General features: G+C 62.0%; 16 protein-coding genes. 5 read left to right on the forward strand and 11 right to left on the reverse strand.

The window, feature by feature from the left end; genetic code table 11:
• Positions 1-28: 28 nt before the first annotated feature.
• The 7 genes from GGI60_RS14820 to GGI60_RS14850 all read right to left on the reverse strand — a co-directional run bounded on the left by GGI60_RS14820 (position 29) and on the right by GGI60_RS14850 (position 7,560).
• Positions 29-793 carry a FadR/GntR family transcriptional regulator gene (locus GGI60_RS14820; protein ID WP_183916921.1) on the reverse strand — a complete coding sequence of 255 codons (765 nt, stop codon included), beginning with the start codon at positions 791-793 and terminating at the stop codon, positions 29-31.
• A gap of 24 nt (positions 794-817) precedes the next feature.
• Positions 818-1,882: a four-carbon acid sugar kinase family protein gene (locus tag GGI60_RS14825; RefSeq protein WP_183916923.1), complete on the reverse strand. Its 1,065-nt coding sequence runs from the start codon at positions 1,880-1,882 to the stop codon at positions 818-820.
• Positions 1,879-2,871: an ABC transporter ATP-binding protein gene (locus tag GGI60_RS14830; RefSeq protein WP_183916926.1), complete on the reverse strand. Its 993-nt coding sequence runs from the start codon at positions 2,869-2,871 to the stop codon at positions 1,879-1,881. Before GGI60_RS14830 ends, GGI60_RS14825 begins: the two co-directional genes overlap by 4 nt.
• Positions 2,871-3,878: an ABC transporter ATP-binding protein gene (locus GGI60_RS14835; protein WP_183916928.1), complete on the reverse strand. Its 1,008-nt coding sequence runs from the start codon at positions 3,876-3,878 to the stop codon at positions 2,871-2,873. The genes GGI60_RS14830 and GGI60_RS14835 overlap by 1 nt, the downstream gene beginning before the upstream one ends.
• Positions 3,875-4,834, reverse strand: coding sequence for an ABC transporter permease (locus GGI60_RS14840; protein ID WP_183916930.1), 960 nt, complete (start codon positions 4,832-4,834; stop codon positions 3,875-3,877). The genes GGI60_RS14835 and GGI60_RS14840 overlap by 4 nt, the downstream gene beginning before the upstream one ends.
• Before the next feature lie 2 nt (positions 4,835-4,836).
• Positions 4,837-5,793 carry an ABC transporter permease gene (locus GGI60_RS14845; protein ID WP_183916932.1) on the reverse strand — a complete coding sequence of 319 codons (957 nt, stop codon included), beginning with the start codon at positions 5,791-5,793 and terminating at the stop codon, positions 4,837-4,839.
• Positions 5,794-5,922: 129 nt separating this feature from the next.
• Positions 5,923-7,560: an ABC transporter substrate-binding protein gene (locus GGI60_RS14850; RefSeq protein ID WP_183916934.1), complete on the reverse strand. Its 1,638-nt coding sequence runs from the start codon at positions 7,558-7,560 to the stop codon at positions 5,923-5,925.
• A gap of 323 nt (positions 7,561-7,883) precedes the next feature.
• On the opposite strand from GGI60_RS14850, the gene GGI60_RS14855 reads away from it, so the two are divergent.
• From GGI60_RS14855 to GGI60_RS14875, 5 genes are all read left to right on the forward strand, one after another.
• Complete coding sequence (locus GGI60_RS14855; protein ID WP_183916935.1) at positions 7,884-8,789, forward strand: dihydrodipicolinate synthase family protein; 906 nt, start codon at positions 7,884-7,886, stop codon at positions 8,787-8,789.
• Positions 8,790-8,800: 11 nt separating this feature from the next.
• Positions 8,801-9,988, forward strand: coding sequence for an exo-alpha-sialidase (locus GGI60_RS14860; protein WP_183916937.1), 1,188 nt, complete (start codon positions 8,801-8,803; stop codon positions 9,986-9,988).
• 336 nt (positions 9,989-10,324) lie between these two features.
• Complete coding sequence (locus GGI60_RS14865; protein ID WP_183916940.1) at positions 10,325-11,458, forward strand: iron-containing alcohol dehydrogenase; 1,134 nt, start codon at positions 10,325-10,327, stop codon at positions 11,456-11,458.
• Positions 11,459-11,488: 30 nt separating this feature from the next.
• Positions 11,489-12,475, forward strand: coding sequence for a 4-hydroxythreonine-4-phosphate dehydrogenase PdxA (gene pdxA / locus GGI60_RS14870; protein WP_183916942.1), 987 nt, complete (start codon positions 11,489-11,491; stop codon positions 12,473-12,475).
• 128 nt (positions 12,476-12,603) lie between these two features.
• Positions 12,604-13,512, forward strand: a complete 909-nt coding sequence (locus GGI60_RS14875; protein ID WP_183916944.1) for an alanine--tRNA ligase-related protein — start codon at positions 12,604-12,606, stop codon at positions 13,510-13,512.
• A gap of 52 nt (positions 13,513-13,564) precedes the next feature.
• Here the strand turns inward: GGI60_RS14875 and glpK are convergent, their stop codons facing one another.
• The 4 genes from glpK to GGI60_RS14895 form a co-directional block, all read right to left on the reverse strand.
• Positions 13,565-15,067: a glycerol kinase GlpK gene (gene glpK, locus GGI60_RS14880; protein WP_183916946.1), complete on the reverse strand. Its 1,503-nt coding sequence runs from the start codon at positions 15,065-15,067 to the stop codon at positions 13,565-13,567.
• 148 nt (positions 15,068-15,215) lie between these two features.
• Positions 15,216-16,940 (reverse strand): ABC transporter substrate-binding protein, encoded by a 1,725-nt coding sequence (locus tag GGI60_RS14885; protein WP_037145939.1) that lies wholly within the window; start codon positions 16,938-16,940, stop codon positions 15,216-15,218.
• 81 nt (positions 16,941-17,021) lie between these two features.
• Positions 17,022-17,318 carry a DUF2160 domain-containing protein gene (locus GGI60_RS14890; protein WP_064830226.1) on the reverse strand — a complete coding sequence of 99 codons (297 nt, stop codon included), beginning with the start codon at positions 17,316-17,318 and terminating at the stop codon, positions 17,022-17,024.
• Positions 17,318-18,229 (reverse strand): carbohydrate ABC transporter permease, encoded by a 912-nt coding sequence (locus GGI60_RS14895; protein ID WP_004673590.1) that lies wholly within the window; start codon positions 18,227-18,229, stop codon positions 17,318-17,320. Before GGI60_RS14895 ends, GGI60_RS14890 begins: the two co-directional genes overlap by 1 nt.
• Between the last annotated feature and the right edge of the window lies 1 nt (position 18,230).

Raw genomic sequence — 18,230 nt, forward strand, 5'->3', positions numbered from 1 at the left:
GACCATTCGCGAGCGACGTCTCACGGTCTCAGAACGACAAATCGAGCGCCCTGCCCTCGAACAGACGGTCTCGGGATCCTTCGAGATGCGCCTTCATCAGCCTTTGCGCATCATCCGCGCGGCCATCGGCGATCGCCTTGTAGATGGCGTTATGCTCTTCATAGACCTGCTCCAGCCCCTGACGCGGGCCGAGCAGGGAAAGGCCGTGCAGATGCATGCCGACGGCGATATGGGCTTTGAGCGCATCGATCGAGGCTGTGTAATAATGATTGTTGGCAGCTTCGGTCACGGCGCGATGGAAGATGAAATCGGCATCGGTGCGGTGAAGCTGGTGGCTGGTCGCTTCGCGCAGGTCCGCAAGAGCGCTGGCGATCTTCTGGATCGCCTGCTCATTGCGGCGCTTGGCGGCGAAATAGGCGGCGGCCGGCTCGATGGTCAGGCGGAACTCGTAGCAGCGCTGAATATCGGCAATGGTCTTGACCGGCGAATAGGCAAGCTGTGTCGTCGGCGAACCATGGGCGCTGACGAAGGTGCCGGCGCCTTGCCGGGCATAGACCATGCCCTGGTCGCGCAGACGCGCCAGCGCATCCCGGACGATCGGCCGTGAAACACCGAGCATCGAGGCAAGTTCGTGTTCGCCGGGAAGGCGTGAATCCGGCGGATAGTTTCCGCCGCGGATCCGCTCGAGCAGCTGGTCGAAGACGCGATCGACCAGCTTGACGGCCTTGCCACGTTCGGGCTTGCCCGGCGGGCCGGCTTCCGCGTTCAAAGATTCGCCATTCGCTTCAGTCACGTCATTCTCCCCGACGGTATCTTACTATGCCGCCTGATTCCGAAGTACCAGTCTTAGCAAACTATCAGGCTTGCCGAAGCCCCCCGATTTGACGGCGCACCGGAAAGGCCGGCCGTCGGCTGCCGCGACATCGAACCACGGAATACCGGCCTCGATTTCGCCCTTGGGTGTGAGCACCTTCACGTCAAGCGCATGGAGGATTGCCAGCGCCGTATCGCCGCCGCCGACCATCAGCATATCGGGCCTGGTATCGCCGATCACCCTTTTGACACCTGCGGCAAAGTCATGGGCGACGTGGGCCGCATCGGCCGTCATATCGCCGGTGCAGCGCAGCAGCACCGGCAGCGCCAGGCCCTCCCCGCAATCAATCTGCCCCATCGGCGCGTCCACCACCATCCGCAAGGCGCCGGAGGCTTCGAGCCGGTTCATCTGGGCGCCAGTTATCGGATCGCGCGAACCGAAGGCAAACAGCGTGCGTGGGGTTGTCACAAATTCCGTCACCGGCCGCCGCTCGCTCTCGCCGAGCCGGCGGGCGAAGGCCGCACCGAGGCCCCGCGCACCGACGGCGAGCGTCGTCAGCCAGACATGACCCGCGACGATCTGATCGAGATCGGCATCGTCCGCGGCATCGGCAACGATGACACTGTTCACGCGGCTCTCGAACAGATCAGAGATCGGCAGCGGCTTGTTGACGCCGCGGCCGACGACGCAGCCCCGGTAGGTCAGGCGCTCCTGATCGGGGATAGCGGGCGCCACGAGGATATTCTTCAGGCCGAGCGCATCCGCAAGCGCCAGGCTTTCGGCCGCGACATTGCCCTTCAGCCTGGAGTCGATCTTCTTCATGACGACGCCGGGCGTCACGTCGCGAAACACCCCGGCCGCCCACCGCACCCTTTCGGCGGCTTCATGCCCGCTCAGCGCGCGCGAGGCAGTATTGACGACGACGACATCGCAGCCGGTGGCAATAGCATCCTGCGCCGCTCCGACATCGACGGCGACCGCGACCGAGAGGCCGGCCGCAACGAAGGGGGTGCCGGTATCGAGCGCCCCCGTCAGATCGTCGGCGATGATCGCGGCCTTCAGCGTCATGCGATCTCACCCGTATTGACGGCGTGGCAGGCGACGAGATGGCCGGGCTTGGCTTCCTTCCAGACAGGAATGACCTTGCTGCAGACATCCATGGCGATCGGGCAGCGGGTGTGGAAACGGCAGCCGGACGGCGGGTTCAGCGGGCTCGGCACGTCTCCCTGCAGGATCTGGCGTTGACGCGTGCGCTCATGCTCCGGATCGGTCTCCGGAACGGCCGACAACAGCGCCTTCGTATAGGGATGCAGCGGGTTGTCGAAGAGTTCCTCGCGGGTGGCAAGTTCGGCAAGCCGACCGAGATACATGACGCCGACGCGGGTGCTGATATGGCGCACCACCGCAAGGTCATGGGCGATGAAGAGGTAGGTCAGCCCGTATTTCTCCTGCAGATCGAGCAGCAGGTTGATGATCTGCGCCTGGATGGACACGTCGAGCGCCGAGATCGCCTCGTCACAGACGATGAATTTCGGCTGGCAGGCGAGCGCCCGGGCAATGACGACACGCTGGCGCTGGCCGCCGGAAAGCTCATGCGGGTAGCGCTGGGCAAAACGTGTCGGCAGGCCGACATCGGTGAACAGCGTCGCCACCCTCTCCTTGAGCTCGGCCTTGGTGCACAGCTTGTGAAAGAGGATCGGCTCGCCGATCGCCTCGCCCACCGTCATGCGCGGGTTGAGCGTCGAATAGGGATCCTGGAAGACGATCTGCAGGTCGCGACGGAACGGCCGCATCTGCTTTTCATCAAGCTTGGCGAGGTCCTGGCCCTTGTAGACCACCTTGCCGCTGGTCGCCTTGTAGAGGTTGAGGATGGTGAAGCCGGTCGTCGATTTGCCGCAGCCGGATTCGCCGACGAGGCTCAACGTTTCGCCTTCCATGATGTCGAGATCGACATTGTCGAGCGCATAGACGGTTGCCGTGCGTTCGCCGAAGGCGCCGAGCTTGACGTGGAAATGCTTGACCAGATTTTCGACTTTGAGCAGCGGTTGCGCAGCCATCACGCGGCCTCCTGCATTCTCTGGACGACGAAACAGGCGGCGCGATGATTGCTGCTGCCGCTCAAGGGTTCGAGTCGCGGCACCTGCTCATGACAGATCGCTTCGACAAGCGGACAGCGCGGCGCAAAGGGGCATCCCTTCGGCCGGCGGCCGGGCTCCGGCGGCGTGCCGCCGATCGAGCTCAGCCGGCTTGCCGGCGGATCTGACAGTTTCGGGATCGAGGAGAGCAAGCCGCGCGTATAGGGATGGCTCGGGCGGGCATAGAGCTCGTCGACCGGGGCGTCCTCGACGACCGTGCCGGCGTAAAGCACGGCGACGCGATCGACGAGGCCGGCGATCAATGCCAGATCGTGGGTGATCCAGACGACGGACATGCCGAGCTTAGCGCGCAGATCCTTCACCAGATCGACGATCTGGGCCTGGATGGTGACGTCGAGCGCCGTCGTCGGCTCATCGGCGATCAGAAGCTTCGGATTGCAGGCAAGGCCGATCGCGATCATCACGCGCTGGCGCATGCCGCCGGACAGCTCGTGCGGAAAGGCCTGCAGCCGCTCTTCGGGGCCGGGAATGCCGACGAGGCGCAGGAGTTCGACGGACCGGGCGCGGGCTTGCGCCTTCTTCATACCGCGGTGATAGATTAGCGGCTCGCAGATCTGATCGCCGACGCGCATGACCGGGTTGAGCGAGGTCATCGGGTCCTGAAAGACGAAGCCGATATCGCCTCCGCGCACCTTGCGCAGCTCGCGATTCGACATCGTCTGCAGATCGCGCCCGGCGAAGGTGGCCGTTCCCTTGGTGACCTTGATCTTGTTCGGCAGGAGCCGCATCAGGCTCAGCATGGTGAGGCTCTTGCCGCAGCCGGATTCGCCGACGACGCCCAGCGTCTCGCCCTTGTCGACATGGAGGTCGATGCCGTCGACGACGACGGCCGGACCATTGCGGCCATCGATCTCGACGGTAAGCCCCCTGACATCGAGCAGGCGTTCTCTGTTTTGCGTGTCCATCATTTGCTGCCCCGCGGATTGAGCGCGTCGTTGAGGCCGTCGCCGAGGAAGCTGAAGGCAACTGAGGCAAGGCCGAGCACGGCCGCCGGAGCGGCGAGAAGATGCGGATAATGCTGCCAGACGCGCAGGCCGTCCGAGATCATGTTGCCCCAGCTCGGCGTTGGCGGATTGACCCCGACGCCGAGGAAGCTGAAGGCGCTTTCCAGCACCATTGCGGTGCCGAGACCGGCGCTGACCGAGACGATCAGCGGCCCGAGTGCATTCGGCACGACATAACGCTTGATGATGACCCAGTTCGACAGGCCGAGCGCCTGGGCGGCGGTGATGTAGGGCCGGCTGCGGATTGACAGCACCTGGGCGCGCACGAGGCGCGCATAGGGCGGCCAGGAGATCAGCGCCATCGAGCCGAAGACGAGGATGAAATCGACCCATATCGTCTGGCGATAGAAGGGATTGAGGGTCTCGAGGTAGCGCGCTTCCATCCAGCGGGTGATCGGCGATTTCAGCGAAGCGTTGATGACGACGACGAGCAGCAGGTTGGGAACCGACATGGTCACGTCGGTCAGCCACATGATGGCGCGGTCGAAGGGATTGCCGAAGAACCCGGCGACGGCACCGAGGGTGAGGCCGATCAGCACCGCAAAGAAGGTGACGATGACGGCAACGAGGAAAGCGGTCCGCGTGCCGAAGACGACGCGGCTGAAGACGTCGCGGCCGAGGTCGTCGGTTCCGAAGAGGTGGCTCATCGACGGCAGTGCGTTGCGGGCGTTGAGATCCTGGCTGAGAAAATCATAGGGCGTGAGGTAAGGCCCGAAGATCGCCGTGAAGGCGAGGATCAGGACGACGATGAGGCCGAAGACGGCGAGCTTGTTGCGTTTCAGCCGGTGCCAGGCGTCGCGCCACAGGCTGACCGGCGGCTCCTCGATGGTCTGGGTGGTGGAAAGAGGGATTGCGGACATGGTCAGCGGCTCCTTCTTGAATCATTGGCGCGGGGGTCGAGCAGCGGATAGAGCACGTCAACCAGCAGGTTCGACACCATCACCAGGAACGATCCGATCAGCGTGATGGCAAGAATGACGGGATAATCGGAATTGATCAGCGCCTGCACCGTCAGGCGTCCGAGCCCCGGCAGACCGAAGACCAGTTCAACGAAGATCGCGCCGTTGACGATGGTGATCATGATCAGGCCGAGCTGGGTCACCACGGGTGTCAGCACTGGCCGCAGGATATGGCGCAGCGCCACGATGATCTCCGGCACGCCCTTGGCGCGGGCAGTGCGGACGAAATCCTCCGACAACACCTCGATGACGGCGGCCCGAGTCTGACGCACGATCAAAGCGATCGGCTGGAAGGACAGCACGAGCAGCGGCAGCAGGATGCGGACATCGAAGACGCCGCCCCAGCCATAAGGCACGCTCGTGCCCGGCAAAAGCACGATGAGGCCGACCATCAGCAGCGGACCGGCGACATAGGCGGGGATCGCCCAGAGGAAGAGCGCTGAACCCAGAATGGCATAGTCGAGGCGCGAATTCTGGTTCAGCGCGGCGATCATGCCGAGCGGGATCGCGACGACAGCCGTCAGGATGATGGCGCAGAGGGCAAGCTGGAACGAGACCGGGGCGGCAGCCGAGACCATCGCCCAGACGGCGCGGCCAGATGTCAGCGAATTGCCAAACTGGCCATGCAGCAGGTTCCAGATGTAAAGGCCGAACTGCTCGATGAAGGGCCTGTTGAGGCCGGCACTCTCACGGATGGCTTCGATGCGCTGCGGATTATAGGCGACGTCGCCCGGCGCGCGCAGGAAGATCAGCTTGATCGGATCGCCGGCCCCATAGAAGGCCAGCGCGTAAACGGCCAGCATCACCACCAGAACGGACGGAATCCAGATGGCAAACCGGGATAGCACGTAGCGCAGCAAGGCCACCTCCCACCTGTTGTTCGATGCGGTCCATCCTTAAGCCAGGCAGATCGCATCTCTTCGTCTTGAAACTTGCGCGAAGGCCTTGCAGCCTTCGCGCGCTTACTGCCGGGCGACTATTGTTCCGGATCAGCCGATGGAAATGTTCCAGGGTTCGGCGATCTGCCAGTCGAGGTTCTTCTCCATGCCCTTGACCTCCTTGGTGGCCCAGCGCGACATCGCCTGAGAATACCATGGAATGAAGGCCCAATCTTCGCGGAACGCCTTCTGGGCCTCCTGGGCGAGAGCAACGCGCTGCGGATCGTCCGCAGCCTTGGTCGCCGCTTCGGCAAGGGCGCCGTCGACCTTGTCGTTCTTGTATCCGCCGAGCTTGTTCTGCGCGTTCGAAGAGGTCGAGGCGATGCTGCCCGTGAGATAGGAGACGGCGTCCGGGACACGGGTGCCGACGTCGTCGCGGAAGATCTGGACCGAGTTCTGATCCGGACCAGCATAGGCGTCCTGCTGCGGTTTCATGTCGACGGCCGTGATGCCGAGGTTCTGGCGCCACTGCTCCGCGATAAACTGGGCGGCGGCCTGAATGGCCGGCGCCGAAATGCCGACGAACAGGATCTTCGGCAGGCGCTCGGGCCCGCCATAGCTCGATTCGGCAAGCAGCTTTTTGGCGGCTGCCGGATCATAGGGAAAGGGCTCGAAGCCGGAATTGTCGGCGCCGGGAACCGAGTTGAGGATCTGGTCGGCCTTCTTGTGCGGCCCATCCGGATAGGACGCCTTGAAAAGGCCGTCGCGGTCGACCGCCATGATCAGCGCCTGGCGCACCTTCGGATCATCCATCGGCGCGCGGGAGATATTGAACCAGAAGTGCTGGCTGGTCGGGATCAGCGGGCCGGCCGAGAATTCCGGGCCGAGATCCTGGATGATCGTCGAGGTGACCAACTCGGTATGGGCGTTGAACTCGCCGGATTTGATCAGCGATGTCGCGGTGACATTGTCCTCGATCGAGGTGATGTCGATGCGGGCAAGCTTCGGCTTCGGCCCAAAGAAGTTCTCATTCGGCTCGAAGGTGATCTTGCCGGCATCGATATCGATGCTCGTCAGCTTGAACGGACCGGAGAAGACCGGCTTGTTCTCCGGCTTGTACCAGTCGATAATCTCCTCGCCGTCGCTGCCGCGCGACTGCGACGCCTTGGTGATCGGTGCGATGTGGTTGGCGAGGCGCATGAAGAAGATCGGATCGGCAGCGGTCAGCGTCACCACCACCGTTCCCTCGTCGGGCGTCGCGACACCGGTCAGTTCGTTGCCCGAGCCGGCGGCGATTTCGGCATAGCCCTTGACCTTGCTCAGCACCTGGTCGGCGCGCTGGCTCTTGGTGTTCGGCATCGAGGCGACTTCCCACGACCCCTTGACGTCGGCAGAGCTGATCTTGCTGCCGTCGGAGAAGACCGCCTTCGGGTCGATCTTGAAGGTCCAGACCGTGTTGTCGGCCGATTCCCAGCTGGTGAAGACGTAGGGCTTGATATTGCCCTGACTGTCGAAATACATGGGCGAAGCCCACCAGATCGAGTTCCAGCGGAACGTTCTGCCGCCGCCGCGCAGCGGCGACCAGTCCTGGTCGAAGGCCGGATGGGCGACCTTCAGGACCTGGCCCTCGTCGGCCAGCACGATGCGGGCATTCATCCCGAATACGGTCAGCCCGATGCCGGCGGCAAGGCCGAGCTTCAGCGCGTTGCGACGCGATAGATTGGTTTCATCCGATTGATCAAAAGACATGGCATTCCTCCCAGGTGAAATCGGCAGCGCTCTCCCTGCGCTGCCAGGCGCAGCACAATCCGTCGCCTATCGTTCTCTCGTTATTGTAAATATGTCAACAAAAAATCACGATTTTCATTCGAACAAAATTTATCTCTGAAAAAATGTAAGTAATTACAGCCAGATAAGCTTTCGATTTCAGGTCAGGCCATTTTGTCTTCTTGACAAAAGCGCCGCAATGGAAAAGTTCTTAGCACTCCATCGCAGATAGATGCATGACAATCGGGCGCAGTCGAGCGGTTCGGACACGGATCGGCAAGCCGGGACGCACTGGAGGAGGAGAAATGAGCCATCACAGGATCACCGGTGTCTTCAGCGCGGCGGCAACGCCGCTGACCGCAGACAACACCCCGGATCTCGCGCTTTTCACCGACCATTGCCAGCGGCTGCTGGCCGAGGGATGCCACGGCGTGGCCCTGCTCGGCACGACCGGTGAGGCCAATTCCTTCTCCGGCAACGAGCGGCGCGCCATTCTGGAAGCGGCTGTGAATGCCGGCATACCGGCCGACAGGCTCTTGCCGGGCACTGGCGTCGTCGCCATCCCGGAGACCGTGGAACTGACCCGGCACGCGCTGTCGCTCGGCGTCACCAAGGTGGTGATGCTGCCGCCCTTCTATTACAAGGGCGTCTCCGACGACGGCCTGTTCGCCGCCTATTCGCAAGTGCTGGAAAAGGTCGCCGACACGCGTCTGCGGGTCATTCTTTATCATATTCCGCAGGTTTCTGGTGTTCCGCTCTCCCTCCCGCTGATCGGCCGGCTGATTGCGGCCTTCCCGGAAACCGTCGTCGGCATCAAGGAATCGGCCGGCGATTTCAACAACATGCAGGCCATCATCGCCGCTCATCCCGGCTTTTCCGTCCTGGCCGGCGCCGATCCGCTGCTGCTGCCGCTGATGAAGGCCGGCGGTGCCGGCTGCATCACCGCCACCTCCAATCTCGTGGCGGATTCGCTCCGCACCGTTTACGATCATGTCCATGACGAGGCCCGCGCCGCCGATGTCGAGGCGGCGCAGGCGCGCATCAACGCCTATCGCACGCTTTCCAACTCCTACGTCCAGATCCCGACGATCAAGGCAATGGTCGGGCTGAAGACGGGTAACCCCGCCTGGAAGCGCACGCGCGCACCGCTGATGCCGCTGAGCGAGGCCGACTATGCCGCACTCGCCGATAGCTACGCCAAGCTGCCTTGAGGAGATCCACCATGACATTTACCGGCCTGCCTCCGGAAGCCGTGCCCGCTCTGATGACCGGGATCGTCACCCCTCACCCCTCTATCGCCGGCCGCGCCGATGCCTACCTGCCCTCACCCTGCATCCAGAACCATGCAGCAAATCTCGCCTTTCTTCCCGACGGCACGCTGACCTGCGTCTGGTTCGGCGGCACAATGGAGGGCATGGGAGACATTTCGATTTACATGTCGCGGCTGGCGCCTGGCTCCCAGCGCTGGTCGGAACCGGAAAGGATGAGCGACGATCCTGAGAAATCCGAGCAGAACCCATTGATTTTCAATGCGCCGGACGGAAAGACATGGCTGCTCTACACATCGCAGACCTCAGGCAACCAGGATGGCTCGATTGTCAAATGCCGTATATCGGATGACGGCGGCAAGACATTCGGCGCGGTCAACATCCTCTGCGGCAGTCCCGGTACCTTCGTTCGCCAACCGATCATCGTCAACGATCGGGGCGACTGGCTGCTGCCGATCTTCCGCTGCGTCGGGCTTGAGGGCCAACGCTGGAGCGGCGATGCCGATACGGCAGCGGTGCTGGTCTCGCGCGACGGCGGCGCGAGCTGGCAAATGCGTGATGTTCCGGACAGTCTCGGCGCCGTGCACATGAACATTCTGCCGCTTGGCGGCGACGAGATGATCGCCTTCTACCGCAATCGTTTCGCCGAAACCATCCTTTCCAGCCGGTCGGCGGATGGCGGCGAAACATGGAGCCCGCCCGAGCCGACCGGACTGCCGAACAACAACTCCTCCATTCAGGCCACCGTTCTGAAAAATGGGGGGATTGCAATCGTCTACAACCATTCGAACGCGACGATGTCGGACGCGCGGCGGCAGTCTCTCTACGACGAAATCGAGGGTGACGAAGCTGGAAAGAGCGCTGCAATCGTTGCCGACGCCGGCCCCAAGGCGGTCTGGGGTGTTCCGCGCGCGCCGCTCAGCGTGGCGATCTCAAGGGATGGCGGCAGGACCTTTCCGGATCGCATGGATCTCGATACGGGCGACGGCTTCTGCCTCAGCAACAATTCCAAGGATTCCCTGAACCGCGAATTCTCCTATCCCTCGGTCATTGAGGGCAGCGATGGCACGTTGCATGTCGCCTACACCTATTACCGGCGCGCCATCAAATATGTGCGGCTCGCTCCGCAGGCGCTGCCGTAGGCAAGATGCGGCCTGGAATTGTAAATCTGCCTTCCGATCCCCGCGTAAATAGGGAACCGAGGAGATTGGGCGGCCACGCCGAGTATTTGACAACAGATTGGCTCCCCACCGCCGCGACGGCGGCTGACCTTTTAACTGCCTGTTTCATCCGACCACATCCTAAATGTTTGATTTATAATACTATGTTTATGTAATGCGATCCGCTGAAACCTGTTCTGCCGCATGTTCGGGAATAAAATATCCCCGAGCCGGGAAAGCTGGCTTGACATTGATCTTACAACTTTACAATAAATGGGGTAACACTATTGCCGCAAGATCTTGCAGGAGGACTGGTTCATGGCCAGCTTGGATTCGCCAATCACGATCATTCGGCCGCATCTGATCGAATTCGGCATCGGCACGGCGGCAAAGCTCGGCAAATGGGCCGCGGAAAAGGGCTATAGGCGCACGCTTGTCATCTCCGACGCTTTCAATGCCTCGCGCATCGACCTGCTGGAATTAAAGGGCGACGTGACGGTCTTTGCCGAAGTAACGCCCGAGCCGGATACGGCCAACCTCGAAAAAGTCCTGGCGGCGGCCAACGGCGCCGACGCCGAGCTGATCGTCGGCTTCGGCGGCGGCAGCGCCATGGATCTGGCAAAACTCGCTGCCGTTCTTGCCGGCTCGGCGCAGACGCTGCATGACGTCGTCGGACCCAACAAGGTGCATGGGCCGCGCAAGGCAGCGCTTGCCCAGGTGCCGACGACATCGGGCACCGGCAGCGAGGCCGGTATCCGCGCGCTCGTCACCGACCCCCGGACAAAGGCCAAGCTTGCAGTCGAAAGCCTGCATATGCTGGCAGATATCGCCGTCATCGATCCGGCCCTGACCTTCAGCGTGCCGGCCCGCACCACGGCCGCCACCGGCGTCGACGCCATGGCCCATTGCGTCGAGGCCTTTACCAACCGCAAGGCCCATCCGATGATCGATATCTATGCAATCGAGGGAACGCGGCTGGTCGGCAAATATCTCGCTCGCGCCGTCAGGGCCGGCAACGACGCCGAAGCGCGCGCCGGCCTGTCACTGGCCTCGCTTTATGGCGGCTTCTGCCTTGGCCCGGTCAACACCGCCGGCGGCCATGCGCTCGCCTATCCGCTCGGCACGCGCTGGCATGTGGCGCATGGCGCGGCCAATGCGCTGATCTTCCCGCATGTTCTCGCCTTCAACACGCCGTCTGCGCCCGAGAAGACGAAAGCGGTGATGGCAGCGCTTGGATGTCAAACCTCGGAAAACTCAGGCTCCGTCTTCGATGCGGCCTACGCTTTCTGCGCCGGACTTGGCATCGAGATGAAACTGTCGGGCCTCGGCGTGCCGGAAAGCGATCTCGACGCCATGGCCGACGACGCGTTTGCCATCCGGCGCCTGCTCGACAACAATCCGCGCGACCTTACGCGCGCCGACATTCGCTCGATTTACGCGGCCGCCTTTTAGGCGACACGGTTTTCAGAAGGGACTTTGATCATGGACAGGAATGCGAAAGTCGCCGTCACGCTCGGTGATCCCGCCGGCGTCGGCCCCGAGGTGATCGTCAAGGCCCTGGCGGCTCTTCCGAGCGAAGAGCGCCGCGATTTCGTCATCATCGGCAATGTCGAAGCGCTGGAACGCGCCGACCGCGTCAGCGGCACCGGGCTGAAATTCGGGCCGGCCGATGCCCCCGGCGATGACAGGATCGCCGTCGATGAAGTCCCGCTCAGCGCGGCCCTCCCCGAAATCGGCAAGGTCAGCCCCGTCGCCGGCGATGCCTCGGTGCGCTACATCACCCGCGCGGTCGATCTCGCCATATCAGGGCAAGCCGATGTCATCGTCACCGCGCCGATCAACAAGGAGGCGATGAACCTTGCCGGCCATCATCATGACGGCCATACCGGGCTGCTCGCCCATCTCACCGGTTCGAAAAGCTCCTTCATGCTGCTTGCCTCCGAGCGGCTGAACACCATCCATGTCTCGACCCATATCTCGCTGAAGGGCGCGATCGAACGCGCCAAGACCGAGCGGGTGCTGGCGACCATCGAAGCCGGCCACCGCCATTTTCTGCGCCTCGGCAAAAAGGCGCGCATCGCGGTTGCCGGCCTCAATCCGCATTGCGGCGAAAATGGCCTGTTCGGCACCGAGGACATGGAATTCCTGGCGCCGGCGGTCGAGCAGGCCCGGGCCAATGGCATCGACGTCGTCGGCCCGATCTCCGCCGACACGGTCTTCGCCCGCGCCTATAATGGCGCCTTCGACCTCGTCATCGCCCAATATCACGATCAGGGCCACATCCCGATCAAGCTCGTCGCCTTCGAAACGGCGGTCAACGTCTCGCTTGGTCTGCCGATCGACCGCGTCTCGGTCGACCACGGCACCGCTTTCGACATCGCCGGCACCGGCAAGGCCAACCACGTCAACATGCTCTCGGCCATCGCCTATGCGCGGCTGATGGCGCGCTCACCGCGGCGGGAGATGTGATCGGAGCGTCCGAGGAAACAAGAAGGGCGCTCCTCACGAAAACACAATATTCTACTACCGCCTCGTCAATAGACCGAAGAGACGGCGGTTCGTGAATGCTCGCCGACGCAAGTTGCCGGACAGGGATTATGTCGCTATCTTGCAGAAAGGCACGAACAGCAAAGGAGGTTGCCTACGTCACAGCGGGACGCCTGATCCAGCACTATCAAGACTTCTGCCTTTCCAAGGGTATCGATTTCACACGCATTGATTCCGTACGGCCGCATGACGATACAACGCTCTTCTGCAGCGCTGGAATGCAGCAATACAAAGCCCTCTTCTCCGATCCCTCCTATAGTGGAACAGTCGCAAACAGCCAGGCTTGCCTGCGCATGGGCGACCTCGACGAGATCGGCGACGGAACTCATCTCCTCCATTTCACCATGCTCGGCCTTTTCTCTTTCAGGGAAATGACCGTCGGCAACGCCATCGACTTCTGGCTCGAACTTCTGGCAACGCTTGGCCTCGTGCCGGATCATGTGACGATCCATCCCGACCGTCTGGCCGAATGGACGCCGCTCTATGACGGGCGTGCGGCGATCGTTGCAGATCCGGAATGCATATGGAGTGATGGCAGCATCAGCGGATACTGCACCGAGTTTTACAAGGATGGTGTCGAAATCGGAAACATCGTCAATCCGCTTGGAACCTGCATCGACGTCGGCTTCGGCACAGAGCGTCTCGATATGATCGTCAACGGCACGCCGCCAGACGATGCGCTCGGGACATTGTGCGAGACGGTGCTGACAATCGTGGAAAGCGGCTACCGGCCTGGCAACAAGGAGCAGGGATACGTCCTGCGAAAACTGCTCCGTCGCATCCACAAGATGGGCGGCTCACTCGATCATCCCTTCTTCGCAGAAGAGATCGAACGCCAGCTGCGGCTCAGCGCTAAATATCTGCGCCTGCGCGACCGGCACCCGGATATGAGTCCCGGCTGGTGGTTCGACACCCATGGCATCGATCTCTCCGACATCGGTGAGACGATCGACGAATAGCGTGAACAGGCCTCCCGAGAAAACCGGGAGGCCTTAGCCGCTCCGTCCGTCGCTACCCCGCAGCTGTATCCGAAATCATCCGCGATACGGCGTTTTTCCAGCCGATGATCTTGGCCTGACGCTCGCCCTCCTCGATCGACGGGCTGAAGCGGCGGTCGCAGGCCCAGGCTTGCGCAAACTCCCGCCGGCCGGGCCAGATGCCGGCCTTCGAGCCGGCAAGCCAGGCCGCACCAAGTGCCGTCGTCTCGCGGATCGCCGACCGGTCAACTGGATTGCCGGTCATGTCGGCCAGGCATTGCATCGTCCAGTCGGAAGCCGCCATGCCGCCGTCGACTCGCAGCACGGTTTCCAGCTGGTTGACACCCCAGTCCTTCTTCATCGCCACAAGCAGGTCGAGCGTCTGATAGGCGACGGATTCAAGCACGGCGCGGGCAAATTCCGCCGGCCCGCTGTTTCGTGTCAGGCCGAAGATCGCGCCGCGCGCCGCCGGGTCCCAGTAGGGCGCGCCCAGCCCGGTGAAGGCCGGAACGATATAGACCTGCTGCCCGGGATCGGCCTTGGCCGCAAGCACGCCTGCCTCGGACGCCTGCTCGATGATACCGAGCCCATCGCGCAGCCATTGCACGGCGGCACCGGCGATGAAGATCGAGCCTTCGAGCGCATAGGTCGTCTCGCCGTCGAGGCGGCAGGCGATGGTCGTCAGCATCCGGTTGGTGGAGGAAACACGGTCCCGGCCGGTGTTCAGCAGGGCGAAACAGCCGGTGCCATAGGTGGATTTCATCATGCCGGGCTCGAAGCAGGCGTTGCCCACGGCCGCCGCCTGCTGGTCGCCGGCCACCCCGAGGATCGGAAGCTCCACACCGAAGAGAGCCTTATCAACGCGGCCGAAATCGTCGGCGCATTCCCTGACCTCTGGCAGCATCGCTGTGGGAATACCGAGAATGCCGAGCAGCTCCTCGTCCCAGGCGCCGTCATCGATATTATAGAGCAGCGTTCGCGATGCATTGGTTGCATCGGTCGCGTGCACGCGGCCGCCGGTCAGCTTGTAGATCAACCAACTGTCGATCGTACCGAAGCAGACCTCGCCTGCCTCCGCCTTCTCGCGCAGCCCATCGACATTGTCGAGCAGCCAGCGCAGCTTTGTCCCCGAAAAGTACGGGTCGAGCAGCAGCCCGGTCTTGGCGCTGAACAGCTTCTCATATCCGTCCGCCTTCAGGCTTTCGCACATTTCCGCCGTACGGCGGTCCTGCCAGACGATCGCGCGGTGAAGAGGAGTTCCGGACCGGCGATCCCAGACGACCGCCGTCTCGCGCTGGTTGGTGATGCCGACGGCGGAAATATCGGTAGGCTTCAAACCGGCATCGGCGATCGCCTTGCGCGCCGTATCGGCGACGGACTGCCAGATTTCGGCCGCGTCGTGCTCCACCCATCCCGGCTGCGGATAATATTGGGTGATCTCCGCCTGCGCCGATCCGGCCATTTTCATGCCGCCATCGAAGATAATCGCGCGCGAAGACGTCGTGCCCTGGTCGATCGAAAGAATATAGCCGCTCATATCCGTTTCCGGCTCGCACGAAACCGCTCCGCCCCAGGAGGGCGGATGCGGGGATTTCATGAGAGAAAGATTGTGGGTGCCACCGGCTTGCTGCCGGTGGCGGGAAGGGGATGGCCGGAAGCCTCGTCGCCTCCGGCCGAGGTGCGCCTTACTTCGACTGCCAGCTCTTGACGAGTTCGTCGTAGTTGACGGTGACCGGCTTTTCCTTCTCGTTCTCGATCTTCAGCTGCGGCGCAAGGTTGCCCTTCTTCACCGCATCCGCGTTCCAATAAGCGAGATCATGCTCTTCGGCGAGCTTCGGGCCGATATCGCCCTGAACGCCCGATTTCTCGATACGGCCCATGACCTTCTCCTGCTCGCCGCAAAGAGAATCCATGGCTTCCTGCGGTGTCTTCGCACCGGAGGAAGCATCGCCGATTGCCTGCCACCAAAGCTGAGCCAGCTTCGGATAGTCCGGAACGTTGGTACCGGTTGGCGACCACTGAACACGCGCCGGCGAACGATAGAACTCGATCAGACCGCCGAGCTTCGGAGCACGCTCCGTAAAGCTCTTGTCGCGAATGGTGGATTCGCGGATGAAGGTGAGACCGAGCTGGCTCTTCTTCACGTCGACCGTCTTGGAAGTCACGAACTGTGCATAGAGCCAGGCAGCTTTCGCACGGTCCGTCGGGGTCGATTTCATCAGCGTCCAGGAACCGACGTCCTGATAACCGAGCTTCATGCCGTCTTTCCAGTAAACGCCATGCGGGCTCGGCGCCATACGCCATTTCGGCGTGCCGTCCTCGTTCATGACAGGCAGGCCAGGCTTGACCATGTCTGCGGTAAACGCCGTGTACCAGAAGATCTGCTGCGCGACGTTACCCTGTGCCGGAACGGGACCGGATTCCGAGAAGGTCATGCCCTGAGCTTCCGGCGGCGCGTAAGCCTTCAACCAATCGAGGTACTTCTGGATCGAATAGACCGATGCCGGACCGTTGGTATCGCCGCCGCGGGCGACGCACGAACCGACGGGGCGCGACTTCTCGTCGACCTTGATACCCCATTCGTCGACCGGAAGACCGTTCGGCAGACCCTTGTCACCGTTGCCGGCCATCGAAAGCCAGGCATCGGTGAAGCGCCAGCCGAGCGACGGGTCCTTCTTGCCGTAGTCCATGTGGCCGAAGACCTTCTTGCCGTTCTCGTCACGGCCGGTAAAGAATTCGGCGATGTCCTCATAAGCCGACCAATTGACCGGAACGCCGAGGTCGTAGCCGTATTTCGCCTTGAAATCAGCCTTGTTCTTCTCATCGTTAAACCAGTCGTAGCGGAACCAGTAGAGGTTGGCGAACTGCTGGTCAGGAAGCTGGTAGAGCTTCTTGTCCGGCGCCGTCGTGAACTTGGTGCCGATGAAGTCGTCGATATCGAGGCCGGGGTTGGTAACGTCCTTGCCTTCGCCGGCCATCCAGTCAGTCAGGTTGCGCACCTGCTGATAGCGCCAGTGGGTCCCGATCAGGTCGGAGTCGTTGACCCAGCCGTCATAAAGGTTCTGACCGGTCTGCATCTGTGTCTGGATCTTCTCGACAACGTCGCCCTCTTGAATGACGTCGTGCGTGACCTTGATGCCGGTGATCGCAGTAAAGGCCGGAGCCAGAACTTCGGACTCATACTTGTGGGTGGTCAAGGTTTCCGAAACGACCTTGATCTCCATGCCGGCGAATGGCTTCGCAGCATCGACGAACCACTGCATTTCCTTTTCCTGGTCGGCGCGAGAGAGCGTCGACATGTCGCCGATCTCTTTATCCAGGAAAGTCTTTGCCTCGTCCATGCCGGCATAGGCCGACCCGGTCATGGCCAGCAGTACCGCTGCTGTCGTCGTCAATAAATGCCTTCGCATAATGTCCTCCCAGGGTTTGCGATTGCGGTCTTCACGTCTCAGGTGGCCAGAAATACCCCCGGCCATCTGCATCAGCTTGCCTCACACGTAACGGAATACGCCGACGGCGTAGACGACGGAGAGGGCGAGAGCCCACCAGAGGCTTGATCCCGCGAGACCAAGCCAGGCAAGATTGATAAAGGCGCTGCCGAGCAGCGAAAGGAAAAGCCGGTCACCGCGCGTCGTCTCGAAGCGCAGGATTCCGATCCGCGGGTTGCCGCCCGGCACGGCATACTCCCAGACCCCCATGCCGATCAGCAGCAATACGATGACGATGAAGAAAGCGGCCGTAGGCCAGGTCCATGCCATCCATGAAAAATCGGGAAGCGAAAAGCTCATCAAACCCTCCCCAGGGCGAAGCCCTTAGCGATGTAATTGCGCACGAACCAGATCACCAGCGCCCCTGGGATTAAGGTCACCACACCCGCAGCGGCGAGCAGACCCCAATCCATGCCGGATGCCGAGACGGTACGGGTCATGGTGGCAGCGATCGGCTTCGCGTCGGTCGTCGTCAACGTTCTTGCGATCAGCAACTCGACCCAGGAGAACATGAAGCAGAAGAAGCAGGCGACACCGATGCCGCTCGCAATCAGCGGCGTGAAGATCTTCAGGAAGAATCGTGGGAACGAGTAGCCGTCGATATAAGCCGTTTCGTCGATTTCCTTGGGCACGCCCGACATGAAGCCTTCAAGAATCCAGACCGCCAGCGGCACGTTGAAGAGGCAATGCGCCAATGCCACGGCGATGTGCGTATCGATCAGTCCAAACGCCGAATAGAGCTGGAAGAACGGCAGGGCAAAGACGGCCGGCGGCGCCATCCGGTTCGTCAGCAGCCAGAAGAAGAGATGCTTGTCGCCGAGGAACCGATAACGGGAGAAGGCATAGGCGGCCGGCAACGCGACCGCCACCGAGATCACCATGTTCATGACGACATAAGTGATCGAATTGAGATAGCCGGAATACCACGCTTTCTCCGTAAAGATCGTCACGTAATTGGCGATCGTCGGGTTATGCGGATAAAGCGTCAGAGAATTGACGATTTCCGCATTGGTCTTGAAGCTCATGTTGACGAGCCAGTAGATCGGCAGCAGCAGCACGATGATATAGATCGTCGGAACCAGCCACCACCAGCGCGATTCCTCGCCGCGCCGGCGCATCAGACGGCTAACCTCATCGGAGGAGAGACCGCTTGCGACATTGGTAACGCCCGAGATTTTTCGGCTCGCTGTCGTTTCGTTGGAGGCGCTCATT

Source organism: Rhizobium lentis (assembly GCF_014200175.1).
Classification (GTDB): domain Bacteria; phylum Pseudomonadota; class Alphaproteobacteria; order Rhizobiales; family Rhizobiaceae; genus Rhizobium; species Rhizobium mulingense.

Excerpts from the sequence above, each read along its gene's own strand:
- pdxA (WP_183916942.1), top strand. The coding sequence starts at position 11,489 with ATGGACAGGAATGCGAAAGTCGCCGTCACGCTCGGTGATCCCGCCGGC.
- GGI60_RS14865 (WP_183916940.1), top strand. The coding sequence starts at position 10,325 with ATGGCCAGCTTGGATTCGCCAATCACGATCATTCGGCCGCATCTGATC.
- GGI60_RS14835 (WP_183916928.1), bottom strand. The coding sequence starts at position 3,878 with ATGATGGACACGCAAAACAGAGAACGCCTGCTCGATGTCAGGGGGCTT.
- GGI60_RS14890 (WP_064830226.1), bottom strand. The coding sequence starts at position 17,318 with ATGAGCTTTTCGCTTCCCGATTTTTCATGGATGGCATGGACCTGGCCT.
- GGI60_RS14895 (WP_004673590.1), bottom strand. The coding sequence starts at position 18,229 with ATGAGCGCCTCCAACGAAACGACAGCGAGCCGAAAAATCTCGGGCGTT.
- GGI60_RS14885 (WP_037145939.1), bottom strand. The coding sequence starts at position 16,940 with ATGCGAAGGCATTTATTGACGACGACAGCAGCGGTACTGCTGGCCATG.
- GGI60_RS14855 (WP_183916935.1), top strand. The coding sequence starts at position 7,884 with ATGAGCCATCACAGGATCACCGGTGTCTTCAGCGCGGCGGCAACGCCG.
- GGI60_RS14840 (WP_183916930.1), bottom strand. The coding sequence starts at position 4,834 with ATGTCCGCAATCCCTCTTTCCACCACCCAGACCATCGAGGAGCCGCCG.
- GGI60_RS14825 (WP_183916923.1), bottom strand. The coding sequence starts at position 1,882 with ATGACGCTGAAGGCCGCGATCATCGCCGACGATCTGACGGGGGCGCTC.
- GGI60_RS14830 (WP_183916926.1), bottom strand. The coding sequence starts at position 2,871 with ATGGCTGCGCAACCGCTGCTCAAAGTCGAAAATCTGGTCAAGCATTTC.
- glpK (WP_183916946.1), bottom strand. The coding sequence starts at position 15,067 with ATGAGCGGCTATATTCTTTCGATCGACCAGGGCACGACGTCTTCGCGC.
- GGI60_RS14860 (WP_183916937.1), top strand. The coding sequence starts at position 8,801 with ATGACATTTACCGGCCTGCCTCCGGAAGCCGTGCCCGCTCTGATGACC.
- GGI60_RS14875 (WP_183916944.1), top strand. The coding sequence starts at position 12,604 with ATGTCGCTATCTTGCAGAAAGGCACGAACAGCAAAGGAGGTTGCCTAC.
- GGI60_RS14850 (WP_183916934.1), bottom strand. The coding sequence starts at position 7,560 with ATGTCTTTTGATCAATCGGATGAAACCAATCTATCGCGTCGCAACGCG.